The following is a 14,234-nucleotide window of genomic DNA, read 5'->3' as shown; positions in this document are numbered from 1 at the left end:
TTCGAAGAGAATCGATGTGAAAGTACTGACTGTATTTGGTACGCGCCCGGAAGCCATCAAGATGGCTCCGTTGGTGCATGCGTTGGCAAAAGATCCTTTTTTTGAGGCTAAAGTTTGCGTCACTGCGCAGCATCGGGAGATGCTTGATCAGGTACTGAAACTCTTTTCCATTGTACCTGACTACGATCTCAACATAATGCAGCCAGGACAGGGCCTGACAGAGATAACCTGTCGGATTCTGGAAGGGCTAAAACCTATTCTTGCCGAGTTCAAACCAGACGTCGTGCTGGTTCACGGCGATACGACGACGACGCTGGCAACCAGCCTGGCGGCGTTTTATCAGCGTATTCCTGTTGGTCACGTTGAGGCTGGTCTGCGCACGGGCGATCTCTATTCGCCGTGGCCGGAAGAGGCTAACCGTACATTGACCGGGCATCTGGCGATGTATCACTTCTCTCCAACCGAAACTTCCCGGCAAAACTTGCTGCGTGAAAACGTTGCGGATAGCCGAATCTTCATTACCGGTAATACAGTCATTGATGCACTGTTATGGGTGCGTGACCAGGTGATGAGCAGCGACACGCTGCGTTCAGAACTGGCGGCAAATTACCCGTTTATCGACCCCGATAAAAAGATGATTCTGGTGACCGGTCATAGGCGTGAGAGTTTCGGTCGTGGCTTTGAAGAAATCTGCCACGCGCTGGCAGACATCGCCACCACGCACCAGGACATCCAGATTGTCTATCCGGTGCATCTCAACCCGAACGTCAGAGAGCCGGTCAATCGCATTCTGGGGCATGTGAAAAATGTCATTCTGATCGATCCCCAGGAGTATTTACCGTTTGTCTGGCTGATGAACCACGCCTGGCTGATTTTGACTGACTCAGGCGGCATTCAGGAAGAAGCGCCTTCGCTGGGGAAACCGGTGCTGGTGATGCGCGATACCACTGAGCGTCCGGAAGCGGTGACGGCGGGTACGGTGCGTCTGGTAGGCACGGATAAGCAGCGAATTGTCGAGGAAGTGACGCGTCTTTTAAAAGACGAAAACGAATATCAAGCTATGAGCCGCGCCCATAACCCGTATGGTGATGGTCAGGCATGCTCTCGCATTCTGGAAGCGTTAAAAAATAATCGGATATCACTATGAGTTTTGCGACCATTTCTGTTATCGGACTGGGTTACATCGGGCTGCCTACAGCAGCAGCGTTTGCCTCACGGCAAAAACAGGTGATTGGTGTCGATATCAACCAACACGCGGTTGATACCATCAATCGTGGCGAAATCCATATCGTCGAGCCTGATTTGGCGAGCGTAGTAAAAACTGCCGTAGAAGGCGGTTTTTTACGAGCGAGCACGACGCCAGTTGAAGCGGATGCCTGGCTGATTGCTGTACCTACGCCGTTTAAAGGCGATCATGAGCCAGATATGACCTACGTTGAATCGGCTGCTCGCTCCATTGCGCCAGTGCTGAAAAAAGGCGCGCTGGTGATCCTTGAATCCACCTCGCCGGTGGGGTCAACCGAGAAGATGGCAGAATGGTTAGCAGAGATGCGCCCGGATCTGACTTTCCCACAGCAGGTGGGCGAGCAGGCGGACGTCAACATTGCTTACTGCCCGGAACGTGTATTACCGGGCCAGGTTATGGTCGAGCTGATTAAAAACGATCGCGTGATTGGTGGTATGACGCTGGTTTGTTCGGCCCGCGCCAGCGAATTGTACAAAATTTTCCTCGAAGGTGAGTGTGTCGTCACTAACTCGCGGACGGCGGAAATGTGTAAGCTCACCGAAAACAGCTTCCGCGATGTGAATATCGCTTTTGCTAATGAATTGTCGCTGATTTGTGCCGATCAGGGGATTAACGTCTGGGAACTGATTCGCCTGGCGAATCGTCACCCTCGCGTTAATATTCTTCAGCCTGGCCCTGGCGTGGGCGGTCACTGCATTGCTGTTGATCCGTGGTTTATCGTGGCACAGAACCCCCAGCAGGCGCGGCTTATCCGTACCGCGCGCGAAGTTAACGATCACAAACCGTTCTGGGTTATCGATCAGGTGAAAGCGGCGGTTGCCGACTGCCTTGCTGCTACCGATAAACGCGCCAGTGAACTGAAAATCGCCTGCTTTGGTCTGGCGTTTAAACCGAATATTGATGACCTGCGCGAAAGCCCGGCGATGGAAATCGCTGAACTGATCGCCCAGTGGCACAGCGGCGAAACGCTGGTTGTTGAGCCTAACATCCACCAGTTGCCGAAAAAACTGACCGGGCTTTGTACTCTGGCGCAGCTTGACGAGGCGCTGGCAACGGCAGACGTGCTGGTGATGCTGGTCGATCATAGTCAGTTCAAAGTTATCAATGGCGACAATGTCCATCAGCAGTATGTCGTCGATGCCAAAGGAGTCTGGCGCTGATGAGAAAAATTCTGATAACAGGTGGTGCCGGGTTTATTGGCTCGGCGCTGGTGCGTTATATCATCAACGAAACGAGCGATGCGGTGGTAGTGGTCGATAAGCTGACCTACGCCGGAAACCTGATGTCGCTGGCACCGGTCGCGCAAAGCGAGCGCTTTGCCTTTGAGAAAGTTGATATCTGCGATCGGGCAGAACTGGCACGCGTATTCACTGAGCATCAGCCAGACTGTGTCATGCATCTGGCAGCCGAAAGCCATGTTGACCGTTCTATTGACGGCCCGGCAGCGTTTATTGAAACCAACATTGTCGGGACTTATACATTGCTTGAAGCGGCGCGGGCTTACTGGAATACGCTGACGGAAGATAAAAAATCAGCGTTCCGTTTTCATCATATCTCCACCGACGAAGTATATGGTGACCTGCACTCGACGGATGATTTCTTCACCGAAACCACGCCGTATGCGCCGAGCAGCCCTTATTCCGCGTCAAAAGCCAGCAGCGACCATCTGGTGCGCGCCTGGCTGCGGACCTACGGTCTGCCGACGCTGATCACCAACTGCTCGAATAACTACGGTCCTTACCACTTTCCGGAAAAACTGATCCCGCTGATGATCCTCAACGCGCTGGCGGGTAAACCGCTGCCGGTATATGGCAACGGGCAGCAAATCCGTGACTGGCTGTATGTGGAAGATCACGCCCGCGCGCTGTATTGCGTGGCGACCACCGGGAAAGTCGGTGAAACCTATAATATTGGTGGTCACAACGAGCGTAAGAATCTCGATGTTGTGGAAACCATTTGCGAGCTGCTGGAAGAACTGGCTTCGAACAAGCCGCACGGCGTGGCGCACTATCGTGACCTGATCACCTTTGTCGCTGACCGTCCGGGGCATGATCTGCGTTATGCCATTGATGCTTCGAAAATTGCCCGTGAACTTGGCTGGCTGCCGCAGGAAACCTTTGAAAGTGGAATGCGTAAAACGGTTCAGTGGTATCTGGCTAATGAAAGCTGGTGGAAGCAGGTGCAGGACGGCAGCTATCAGGGTGAGCGTTTAGGTCTGAAAGGCTAATTTTCAGCGGAGGCAAACATGAAAGGTATTATCCTGGCGGGCGGTTCCGGTACCCGATTGCATCCGATTACGCGCGGCGTATCGAAGCAACTGTTGCCGATTTACGATAAGCCAATGATTTACTATCCGCTGTCGGTGCTGATGCTGGCCGGTATCCGCGAAATTCTCATCATCACTACGCCGGAAGATAAAGGTTATTTCCAGCGCCTGCTGGGCGATGGTAGTGAGTTCGGTATCCAGCTGGAATATGCCGAACAGCCCAGCCCGGACGGTCTGGCGCAGGCCTTTATCATCGGTGAAACCTTCCTTAATGGTGAACCTTCTTGTCTGGTGCTGGGCGATAACATCTTCTTCGGTCAGGGCTTCAGTCCGAAGCTGCGTCATGTTGCGGCGCGCACGGAAGGGGCGACGGTTTTTGGCTATCAGGTGATGGACCCGGAACGCTTTGGCGTGGTGGAATTTGACGACAATTTCCGCGCTATCTCGCTTGAAGAAAAGCCAAAACAGCCGAAGTCAAACTGGGCGGTGACCGGGCTTTATTTCTACGACAGTAAAGTCGTGGAGTACGCAAAGCAGGTGAAGCCGTCGGAGCGCGGTGAACTGGAGATTACCTCCATCAACCAGATGTACCTCGAGGCGGGCAACCTGACCGTTGAACTGCTCGGGCGCGGATTTGCCTGGCTGGATACCGGCACTCACGACAGCCTGATTGAGGCCAGCACTTTTGTGCAGACAGTAGAAAAACGCCAGGGCTTTAAGATTGCCTGCCTGGAAGAGATCGCCTGGCGTAACGGCTGGCTCGATGACGAGGGTGTGAAGCGTGCTGCCAGTTCATTAGCGAAAACTGGCTACGGCCAATATCTGCTGGAGTTACTTCGTGCCCGTCCGCGCCAGTATTGAGCCACTAACCTGGGAAAACGCCTTCTTTGGTGTTAACAGCGCCATCGTGCGCATTACGTCTGAAGCACCGCTCCTGACGTCAGACGCCTTAGCGCCATGGTCACGGGTGCAGGCCAAAATTGCGGCATCAAATACGGGGGAACTGGATGCCCTGCAACAGCTGGGATTCTCCCTGGTAGAAGGTGAAGTTGATTTGGCGCAACCCGTGAACAATGTCAGTGATAGCGGTGCTGTCGTGGCACAAGAGACCGATATTCCCGCATTACGTCAGTTAGCTAGCGCCGAATTTGCGCAAAGCCGTTTTCGTGCGCCGTGGTATGCGCCTGACGCCAGCGGTCGCTTTTATGCACAGTGGATTGAAAATGCCGTGCGCGGCACCTTTGATCATCAATGTCTGATTCTACGTGCGGCGTCCGGCGATATTCGCGGCTATGTCTCTTTACGGGAACTCAATGCGACAGATGCGCGAATTGGCCTGCTGGCTGGACGCGGTGCAGGTGCTGAGCTGATGCAAACGGCGCTAAACTGGGCGTATGCTCGCGGTAAAACAACTTTGCGGGTGGCGACCCAAATGGGCAACACCGCCGCGCTTAAACGATACATACAAAGTGGTGCGAATGTAGAAAGCACCGCGTACTGGTTATACAGGTGATCACATGATTCCATTTAACGCACCGCCGGTGGTGGGAACCGAACTCGACTATATGCAGTCGGCAATGGGTAGCGGCAAACTGTGTGGCGATGGCGGTTTTACCCGTCGCTGCCAGCAGTGGCTGGAGCAACGTTTTGGCAGCGCCAAAGTGTTACTGACGCCGTCCTGCACCGCTTCGCTGGAGATGGCGGCGCTGCTGCTCGATATCCAGCCTGGCGATGAAGTGATCATGCCGAGCTACACCTTTGTCTCCACCGCCAATGCCTTTGTGCTGCGTGGCGCGAAAATCGTCTTTGTGGATGTTCGCCCGGACACCATGAACATCGACGAAACGTTGATTGAAGCAGCGATCACCGACAAAACGCGCGTTATCGTGCCGGTCCATTACGCGGGTGTGGCCTGCGAAATGGACACCATTATGGCGTTGGCGAAAAAGCATAATTTGTTTGTGGTGGAAGATGCCGCTCAGGGCGTGATGTCCACTTACAAAGGGCGTGCACTGGGAACCATTGGTCATATTGGCTGCTTTAGCTTCCATGAAACCAAAAACTACACGGCGGGTGGTGAAGGCGGCGCGACGCTGATTAACGATAAAGCGTTAATCGAACGAGCCGAGATCATCCGTGAAAAGGGCACTAACCGCAGCCAGTTCTTCCGTGGTCAGGTCGATAAATATACCTGGCGCGATATTGGCTCCAGCTATTTGATGTCCGATCTGCAAGCTGCGTACCTGTGGGCGCAACTGGAAGCAGCGGATCGTATCAACCAGCAACGTCTGGCGCTGTGGCAAAACTACTACGATACGTTAGCGCCTCTGGCGAAAGCCGGGCGTATCGAGCTGCCGTCGATTCCCGATGGCTGCGTGCAGAACGCGCATATGTTCTACATTAAACTACGGGATATTGATGACCGGAGCGCGTTGATTAACTTTCTGAAAGAAGCGGAAATCATGGCGGTGTTTCATTACATTCCGCTGCACGGTTGCCCTGCGGGGGAACACTTTGGTGAGTTCCACGGTGAAGATCGCTACACCACCAAAGAGAGCGAGCGCCTGCTGCGCCTGCCGCTGTTCTACAACCTGTCGCCCGTCAATCAGCGTACGGTAATTGCGACTTTGTTGAACTACTTCTCCTGATATGTCGTTGGCAAAAGCGTCCTTGTGGACGGCGGCCAGTACACTGGTCAAGATTGGTGCCGGGTTACTGGTCGGTAAGTTGCTGGCGGTGTCATTTGGTCCAGCGGGGCTTGGGCTGGCGGCAAATTTCCGCCAGTTGATTACCGTGCTCGGCGTGCTTGCCGGGGCTGGCATCTTTAACGGTGTAACCAAATACGTTGCCCAGTACCATGATAATCCGCAACAGCTGCGCCGCGTGGTCGGCACTTCATCAGCGATGGTACTTGGTTTCTCTACGCTGATGGCGCTGGTTTTTGTGCTGGCAGCTGCGCCAATCAGCCAGGGATTGTTTGGTAATACCGACTATCAGGGGCTGGTGCGTTTAGTGGCGCTGGTGCAAATGGGGATCGCCTGGGGCAACCTGTTACTGGCGCTGATGAAAGGCTTTCGCGATGCCGCAGGTAATGCGTTATCGCTGATTGTCGGCAGCTTGATTGGCGTTCTCGCGTACTACGTCAGTTACCGTTTGGGCGGTTATGAAGGGGCGTTGCTGGGTCTGGCGCTGATTCCCGCGCTGGTGGTAATTCCTGCCGCCATCATGTTGATTAAACGTGGTGTCATCCCGTTAAGCTATCTGAAACCCAGCTGGGATAACGGTCTGGCAGGGCAGTTGAGCAAATTTACGCTCATGGCGTTGATTACGTCGGTGACCTTGCCTGTTGCTTACATCATGATGCGTAAACTGCTGGCGGCGCAGTATAGCTGGGATGAAGTGGGGATCTGGCAAGGGGTGAGCAGTATTTCCGATGCCTACCTGCAATTTATTACGGCATCGTTCAGCGTATATTTGCTGCCCACGTTGTCGCGGCTAACGGAAAAGCGCGATATCACCCGGGAAGTGGTTAAATCGCTGAAATTCGTCTTACCGGCAGTGGCGGCAGCGAGTTTTACCGTCTGGTTGCTGCGTGATTTTGCTATCTGGTTGCTGTTGTCGAATAAATTTACCGCTATGCGCGATCTCTTTGCCTGGCAGTTAGTGGGTGATGTGTTAAAAGTGGGCGCTTATGTCTTTGGTTATCTGGTGATCGCCAAAGCGTCACTGCGGTTTTATATTCTGGCGGAAGTCAGCCAGTTCACTTTATTGATGGTATTTGCCCACTGGCTAATCCCTGCGCATGGTGCACTGGGCGCGGCGCAGGCATATATGGCAACTTATATCGTCTATTTTTCTCTTTGTTGTGGCGTGTTTTTACTCTGGCGTAGGCGGGCATGACTGTACTGATTCACGTACTGGGATCGGATATCCCTCACCATAACCGAACCGTTTTGCGGTTTTTCAATGACGCGCTGGCCGCGACGAGCGAGCACGCGCGCGAGTTTATGGTTGTTGGCAAGGACGACGGCTTAAGTGATAGCTGTCCGGCGCTTTCTGTGCAATTTTTCCCTGGGAAAAAATCGCTGGCGGAAGCGGTCATCGCGAAAGCAAAAGCTAACCGTCAGCAGCGATTTTTTTTCCACGGTCAGTTCAATCCCACACTGTGGCTGGCTCTGCTGAGTGGTGGCATTAAGCCCAGCCAGTTTTTCTGGCATATCTGGGGGGCAGACCTGTATGAGCTTTCCAGTGGCTTGAGATATAAGCTTTTTTACCTACTACGTCGCCTGGCGCAAAAGCGAGTCGGCTGTGTATTTGCCACCCGCGGCGATTTGAGCTTTTTTGCCAAAACGCACCCAAAGGTGCGGGGAGAACTGCTGTACTTCCCGACGCGGATGGACCCTTCTCTCAATACGATGGCGAACGATCGGCAACGTGAAGGAAAAATGACCATTCTGGTGGGGAACTCCGGCGACCGCAGCAATGAGCATGTCGCCGCTTTACGTGCCGTTCATCAGCAATTTGGCGATACGGTAAAAGTGGTGGTGCCGATGGGATATCCGCCTAATAACGAAGCGTACATTGAGGAAGTTCGTCAGGCGGGGCTGGAGTTATTCAGCGAAGAAAATCTGCAAATTTTGAGCGAAAAACTGGAATTTGACGCCTATCTGGCGCTACTTCGTCAGTGCGATCTTGGTTACTTTATTTTTGCCCGCCAGCAGGGCATTGGTACGCTTTGCTTACTGATTCAGGCGGGCATTCCTTGTGTGCTTAACAGGGAAAATCCGTTCTGGCAGGATATGACGGAACAGCATTTGCCAGTGCTGTTTACTACCGACGATCTCAACGAGGATATTGTGCGTGAAGCGCAGCGCCAGTTGGCGTCGGCGGATAAAAACACCATTGCCTTCTTTAGCCCTAACTATCTACAAGGCTGGCAGCGGGCGTTGGCGATTGCCGCCGGGGAGGTCGCATGAGTCTGCTGCAATTCAGTGGCCTGTTTGTGGTCTGGCTGCTCTGCACGCTGTTTATTGCCACGCTGACCTGGTTTGAGTTTCGCAGTGTGCGCTTTAACTTCAATGTCTTCTTTTCATTGCTGTTTTTGCTCACCTTTTTCTTCGGCTTCCCGCTGACCAGCGTGCTGGTATTTCGCTTTGATGTTGGTGTCGCGCCGCCAGAAATCTTGTTGCAGGCGTTGCTTTCTGCGGGCTGCTTCTACGCGGTTTACTATGTCACCTACAAAACCCGCCTACGCAAACGCGTTGCTGATGTACCGCGCCGTCCGCTGTTTACCATGAACCGCGTGGAGACCAATCTTACGTGGGTGATCCTGATGGGTATCGCGCTGGTAAGCGTCGGCATCTTCTTCATGCACAACGGCTTTTTGCTGTTCCGGCTTAACTCCTACAGTCAGATCTTTTCCAGTGAAGTCTCCGGCGTGGCGTTAAAACGCTTCTTTTACTTTTTCATCCCGGCGATGCTGGTGGTCTACTTTCTGCGCCAGGACAGCAAAGCGTGGCTGTTTTTCCTCGTCAGCACGGTCGCCTTTGGCTTGCTGACTTATATGATTGTCGGCGGCACTCGCGCCAATATCATCATCGCATTCGCTATCTTCCTGTTTATTGGCATTATTCGCGGCTGGATTTCGTTGTGGATGCTGGCGGCGGCGGGCGTGCTGGGGATTGTTGGCATGTTCTGGCTGGCGTTAAAACGCTATGGAATGAATGTGAGCGGCGATGAAGCGTTCTATACGTTTTTCTATCTCACTCGCGACACCTTTTCACCGTGGGAGAATCTGGCGTTGCTGTTGCAGAACTACGACAACATCGACTTCCAAGGTCTGGCTCCAATTGTCCGCGATTTCTATGTCTTTATCCCTTCCTGGCTGTGGCCGGGGCGCCCGAGTATGGTGCTGAACTCAGCCAATTACTTTACCTGGGAAGTACTGAATAACCACTCCGGACTGGCGATCTCGCCTACGCTTATAGGCTCACTGGTGGTGATGGGCGGCGCGTTGTTCATCCCACTTGGGGCGATTGTGGTTGGACTGATCATCAAATGGTTCGACTGGCTGTATGAGCTGGGCAACCGCGAGACTAATCGCTATAAGGCTGCGATATTGCACAGTTTCTGCTTTGGGGCGATCTTCAATATGATCGTGCTGGCACGTGAAGGGCTGGATTCGTTTGTCTCACGCGTAGTCTTTTTTATCGTGGTCTTCGGCGCATGTCTGATGATCGCAAAACTGTTGTACTGGCTTTTTGAAAGCGCCGGACTCATTCATAAACGTACAAAATCATCGCTCCGGACGCAGGTTGAAGGATAACAATGAATAACAACACCACGGCACCGACCTATACGCTGCGTGGCTTACAGTTGATTGGTTGGCGTGATATGCAGCATGCCCTCGATTATCTGTTTGCTGACGGGCAGCTTAAGCAGGGAACGCTGGTTGCCATTAATGCCGAAAAAATGCTGACCATTGAAGATAACGCCGAGGTCAGGGAGTTAATTAACGCTGCCGAATTTAAATATGCGGATGGCATCAGCGTTGTACGTTCAGTACGTAAAAAGTACCCGCAGGCGCAGGTTTCCCGCGTTGCCGGTGCCGATCTCTGGGAAGAGCTGATGGCGCGCGCAGGCAAAGAAGGGACGCCGGTATTTCTTGTGGGCGGTAAACCTGAAGTGCTGGCGCAAACTGAAGCTAAACTGCGCAACCAATGGAATGTGAATATCGTTGGCAGTCAGGATGGTTATTTTAAACCCGAGCAGCGTCAGGCGCTGTTTGAACGCATTCATGCCAGCGGAGCGCAAATCGTCACCGTTGCGATGGGATCGCCAAAGCAGGAGATCTTCATGCGCGACTGCCGTCTGGTGCATCCAGATGCGCTGTATATGGGCGTTGGCGGGACTTACGATGTTTTCACCGGTCACGTAAAACGCGCACCGAAAATCTGGCAAACGCTGGGACTGGAGTGGCTCTACCGCCTGCTTTCGCAGCCGAGCCGCATTAAGCGTCAGCTTCGTTTGCTGCGTTATTTACGCTGGCACTACACCGGCAACCTCTGATTTTCCTCTCTTTGTAAAGCGACGGAGTGGTCACTTCGTCGCCTGTCTGCTTTTTTATTACACAAAGCATTCAAATTTTTAATGCTTTATTTGCCATTTCTCCTGAATTACGAAAACATTCGCAACACTCGATGTACCCATAACGATAACCGGTAACACCGGAAAGCATGCAAACACAACACGAGGATTTATGGCAGATAACAAACCAGAGCTACAGCGTGGGCTGGAAGCTCGACATATCGAACTCATCGCCCTGGGGGGCACCATTGGCGTCGGCCTGTTTATGGGGGCCGCCAGTACCCTGAAATGGGCCGGGCCATCCGTATTGTTGGCCTATATCATCGCCGGGCTGTTCGTTTTTTTCATCATGCGTTCAATGGGCGAAATGTTGTTCCTCGAACCGGTTACCGGTTCGTTCGCCGTTTATGCGCATCGTTATATGAGCCCGTTTTTTGGCTATCTCACCGCCTGGTCTTACTGGTTTATGTGGATGGCGGTGGGGATCTCAGAAATCACCGCCATTGGCGTTTATGTCCAGTTTTGGTCCCCGGAGATGGCGCAGTGGATACCCGCATTGATCGCGGTGGCGCTGGTGGCGTTGGCGAACCTGGCGGCGGTGCGGTTGTACGGCGAAATCGAGTTCTGGTTCGCGATGATCAAAGTCACCACGATTATCGTGATGATTGTCATTGGCTTGGGCGTGATTTTCTTTGGCTTTGGCAATGGCGGGCAGTCGATTGGTTTTAGCAATCTCACAGAGCATGGCGGTTTCTTTGCGGGTGGCTGGAAAGGGTTCCTGACCGCTCTGTGTATTGTGGTGGCGTCCTACCAGGGCGTGGAGCTGATTGGCATTACTGCCGGTGAAGCGAAGAATCCGCAGGTGACGCTGCGCAGTGCCGTAGGCAAAGTGCTGTGGCGGATCCTGATTTTCTACGTAGGCGCGATTTTCGTTATCGTCACCATCTTCCCGTGGAATGAAATTGGCAGCAACGGCAGCCCGTTCGTACTGACTTTTGCCAAAATCGGTATTACCGCAGCGGCGGGCATTATCAACTTTGTGGTGCTGACGGCTGCGCTCTCTGGCTGTAACAGCGGCATGTACAGTTGCGGACGTATGCTCTACGCACTGGCGAAAAACCGTCAGTTACCGGCGGCAATGGCAAAAGTTTCCCGTCACGGCGTACCGGTTGCGGGTGTGGCAGTATCTATTGCTATTCTGCTAATTGGCTCATGCCTGAACTACATCATTCCCAATCCGCAGCGTGTGTTTGTCTACGTCTACAGTGCCAGCGTGCTTCCGGGGATGGTGCCATGGTTTGTGATATTGATAAGCCAGCTGCGTTTTCGGCGTGCACATAAAGCGGCGATTGCCAGCCATCCGTTCCGCTCAATCCTGTTCCCGTGGGCCAACTACGTAACAATGGCATTCCTGATTTGCGTTTTGATCGGCATGTACTTTAATGAAGATACGCGTATGTCGCTGTTTGTCGGCATCATCTTTATGCTGGCGGTGACGGCGATTTATAAAGTTTTTGGGCTTAATCGCCACGGTAAAGCGCATAAACTGGAGGAATAAGCAGCAAAACGCACAAACCGTAACCAAACGAGCAATTTATTTAAAAAGGGACTAGACAGAGGGGTGGGAAGTCCGTATTATCCACCCCCGCAAAGGCGCTAAGCGCCCGTAGCTCAGCTGGATAGAGCGCTGCCCTCCGGAGGCAGAGGTCTCAGGTTCGAATCCTGTCGGGCGCGCCATTTAGTCCCGGCGCTTGAGCTGCGGTGGTAGTAATACCGCGTAACAAGATTTGTAGTGGTGGCTATAGCTCAGTTGGTAGAGCCCTGGATTGTGATTCCAGTTGTCGTGGGTTCGAATCCCATTAGCCACCCCATTATTAGAAGTTGTGACAATGCGAAGGTGGCGGAATTGGTAGACGCGCTAGCTTCAGGTGTTAGTGTCCTTACGGGCGTGGGGGTTCAAGTCCCCCCCCTCGCACCACGACTTTAAAGAATTGAACTAAAAATTCAAAAAGCAGTATTTCGGCGAGTAGCGCAGCTTGGTAGCGCAACTGGTTTGGGACCAGTGGGTCGGAGGTTCGAATCCTCTCTCGCCGACCAATTTTGAACCCCGCTTCGGCGGGGTTTTTTGTTTTCTGTGCATTTCGTCACCCTCCCTTCGCAATAAACGCCCGTAATAACTCATTGCCCCACGGTATGATTTCGCCCTTAACGTATTGAAGGATGACTTCAGGCAAGGAGCGACCATGCTGCAACAGGTTCCAACGCGTGCTTTTCATGTGATGGCGAAACCGAGCGGTTCCGATTGTAATCTGAACTGTGACTACTGTTTTTATCTCGAAAAACAATCCCTTTACCGCGAAAAGCCAGTCACGCATATGGATGATGACACGCTGGAAGCGTATATCCGTCACTATATCGCCGCCAGCGAACTGCAAAACGAAGTGGCTTTTACCTGGCAGGGCGGCGAACCAACGCTACTCGGGCTGGAGTTTTACCGCCGTGCCGTGGCGCTACAGGCGAAATATGGTGCTGGCAGGAAGATAAGTAACAGTTTCCAGACTAACGGCGTGCTGCTCGATGACGAATGGTGTGCATTTCTGGCAGAAAATAATTTTCTTGTTGGGTTATCGCTGGATGGTCCGGCTGAGATCCACAATCAATATCGCGTGACCAAAGGCGGCAGACCCACGCATAAACTGGTGATGCGTGCCCTGACGCTCCTGCAAAAACATCATGTCGACTATAACGTGCTGGTCTGCGTCAACCGCACCAGCGCGCAGCAACCGTTACAGGTTTATGATTTTTTGTGCGATGCGGGAGTCGAATTCATCCAGTTTATTCCGGTGGTCGAGCGCCTGGCTGATGAAACAGCTGTCCGCGATGGACTGAAACTACATGCGCCTGGTGATATTCAGGGGGAACTGACTGAATGGTCTGTGCGCCCCGATGAATTTGGTGAATTTCTGGTGGCGATTTTTGACCACTGGATCAAACGCGACGTCGGCAAGATTTTCGTGATGAATATCGAATGGGCGTTTGCCAATTTTGTCGGTGCGCCGGGTGCGGTTTGCCATCATCAGCCAACCTGTGGGCGCTCGGTGATTGTTGAGCACAACGGCGACGTTTACGCCTGCGATCACTATGTTTATCCGCAATATCGGCTGGGGAATATGCATCGGCAAACAATTGCAGAAATGATCGATTCCCCGCAACAGCAGGTGTTTGGTGAAGATAAATTTAAGCAATTACCGGCGCAGTGTCGCAGTTGTAACATGTTAAAAGCATGTTGGGGAGGCTGCCCGAAACACCGCTTCATGCTCGATGCCAGCGGCAAACCGGGGCTGAATTATTTGTGTGCCGGGTATCAGCGTTATTTCCGCCATCTACCGCCATATCTTAAAGCAATGGCTGATTTGCTGGCGCACGGTCGCCCGGCCAGTGACATTATGCAGGCACATTTGATGGTGGTGAATAAGTAAAAAAGCGGCCATTTGGAAGCTGCCTGCGGTTGATTGCCGGATGCGGCGTAAACGCCTTATCCGGCCTACATGATCGTGCAAATTCAATAAATTGCAGCGTTCTGTGGATACTGGTTTGGGTGATCGTATCCGGCAAAGCCTTTGCGTGCGGTGGCAG

The 14,234-nt window shown here is 52.9% G+C and carries 13 protein-coding genes and 4 tRNA genes; 16 read left to right on the top strand and 1 reads right to left on the bottom strand.

The window, feature by feature from the left end; all coding sequences use genetic code 11:
* Nucleotides 1–16: 16 nt before the first annotated feature.
* The 16 genes from wecB to ACUU1M_RS07335 all read left to right on the top strand — a co-directional run bounded on the left by wecB (nucleotide 17) and on the right by ACUU1M_RS07335 (nucleotide 14,077).
* Nucleotides 17–1,147, top strand: coding sequence for a non-hydrolyzing UDP-N-acetylglucosamine 2-epimerase (gene wecB / locus ACUU1M_RS07410; protein ID WP_000866670.1), 1,131 nt, complete (start codon nucleotides 17–19; stop codon nucleotides 1,145–1,147).
* Nucleotides 1,144–2,406, top strand: coding sequence for a UDP-N-acetyl-D-mannosamine dehydrogenase (gene wecC, locus ACUU1M_RS07405; protein WP_000006616.1), 1,263 nt, complete (start codon nucleotides 1,144–1,146; stop codon nucleotides 2,404–2,406). The genes wecB and wecC overlap by 4 nt, the downstream gene beginning before the upstream one ends.
* The gene (rffG, locus tag ACUU1M_RS07400) at nucleotides 2,406–3,473 is read left to right on the top strand and encodes a dTDP-glucose 4,6-dehydratase (protein WP_001226607.1); all 1,068 of its coding nucleotides are present in this window, start codon (nucleotides 2,406–2,408) and stop codon (nucleotides 3,471–3,473) included. Before wecC ends, rffG begins: the two co-directional genes overlap by 1 nt.
* An 18-nt stretch (nucleotides 3,474–3,491) precedes the next feature.
* Nucleotides 3,492–4,373, top strand: coding sequence for a glucose-1-phosphate thymidylyltransferase RfbA (gene rfbA, locus ACUU1M_RS07395; protein WP_000676056.1), 882 nt, complete (start codon nucleotides 3,492–3,494; stop codon nucleotides 4,371–4,373).
* Nucleotides 4,351–5,025: a dTDP-4-amino-4,6-dideoxy-D-galactose acyltransferase gene (rffC, locus tag ACUU1M_RS07390; RefSeq protein ID WP_152028901.1), complete on the top strand. Its 675-nt coding sequence runs from the start codon at nucleotides 4,351–4,353 to the stop codon at nucleotides 5,023–5,025. Before rfbA ends, rffC begins: the two co-directional genes overlap by 23 nt.
* 4 nt (nucleotides 5,026–5,029) lie before the next feature.
* Entirely contained in the window at nucleotides 5,030–6,160 is a 1,131-nt protein-coding gene (rffA, locus tag ACUU1M_RS07385; RefSeq protein WP_000612053.1) for a dTDP-4-amino-4,6-dideoxygalactose transaminase, read from the top strand.
* 1 nt (nucleotide 6,161) lies between these two features.
* Entirely contained in the window at nucleotides 6,162–7,412 is a 1,251-nt protein-coding gene (gene wzxE / locus ACUU1M_RS07380; RefSeq protein ID WP_000050265.1) for a lipid III flippase WzxE, read from the top strand.
* Nucleotides 7,409–8,488 carry a TDP-N-acetylfucosamine:lipid II N-acetylfucosaminyltransferase gene (gene rffT, locus ACUU1M_RS07375; RefSeq protein ID WP_152028900.1) on the top strand — a complete coding sequence of 360 codons (1,080 nt, stop codon included), beginning with the start codon at nucleotides 7,409–7,411 and terminating at the stop codon, nucleotides 8,486–8,488. Before wzxE ends, rffT begins: the two co-directional genes overlap by 4 nt.
* Complete coding sequence (gene wzyE / locus ACUU1M_RS07370) at nucleotides 8,485–9,837, top strand: ECA oligosaccharide polymerase (protein ID WP_000055150.1); 1,353 nt, start codon at nucleotides 8,485–8,487, stop codon at nucleotides 9,835–9,837. The genes rffT and wzyE overlap by 4 nt, the downstream gene beginning before the upstream one ends.
* A 2-nt stretch (nucleotides 9,838–9,839) precedes the next feature.
* Nucleotides 9,840–10,580: a lipopolysaccharide N-acetylmannosaminouronosyltransferase gene (wecG, locus tag ACUU1M_RS07365; protein ID WP_001064038.1), complete on the top strand. Its 741-nt coding sequence runs from the start codon at nucleotides 9,840–9,842 to the stop codon at nucleotides 10,578–10,580.
* Between the two features lie 190 nt (nucleotides 10,581–10,770).
* Nucleotides 10,771–12,156, top strand: a complete 1,386-nt coding sequence (gene thrP / locus ACUU1M_RS07360; RefSeq protein ID WP_000774749.1) for a bifunctional threonine/serine APC transporter ThrP — start codon at nucleotides 10,771–10,773, stop codon at nucleotides 12,154–12,156.
* A gap of 102 nt (nucleotides 12,157–12,258) precedes the next feature.
* Nucleotides 12,259–12,335 (top strand) — tRNA-Arg (locus tag ACUU1M_RS07355).
* 58 nt (nucleotides 12,336–12,393) lie between these two features.
* Nucleotides 12,394–12,469 (top strand) — tRNA-His (locus ACUU1M_RS07350).
* A 20-nt stretch (nucleotides 12,470–12,489) separates the two neighbouring features.
* Nucleotides 12,490–12,576: transfer RNA gene (locus ACUU1M_RS07345), tRNA-Leu, on the top strand.
* A 42-nt stretch (nucleotides 12,577–12,618) separates the two neighbouring features.
* A tRNA-Pro gene (locus ACUU1M_RS07340) sits at nucleotides 12,619–12,695 on the top strand.
* Between the two features lie 146 nt (nucleotides 12,696–12,841).
* Nucleotides 12,842–14,077, top strand: a complete 1,236-nt coding sequence (locus ACUU1M_RS07335; protein ID WP_152028899.1) for an anaerobic sulfatase maturase — start codon at nucleotides 12,842–12,844, stop codon at nucleotides 14,075–14,077.
* On the opposite strand, the gene ACUU1M_RS07330 is transcribed toward ACUU1M_RS07335, so the two are convergent.
* Nucleotides 14,043–14,234, bottom strand: a 192-nt coding sequence (locus ACUU1M_RS07330) for a hypothetical protein (protein ID WP_449144655.1), incomplete at its 5' end; no start/stop codon positions are given. The genes ACUU1M_RS07335 and ACUU1M_RS07330 overlap by 35 nt on opposite strands.

The sequence above is a fragment of the Shigella sp. SIG6 genome (assembly GCF_053555815.1).
Note: the sequence above shows the minus strand (reverse complement) of the source record. Positions and strands in the feature narration are given on the sequence as shown.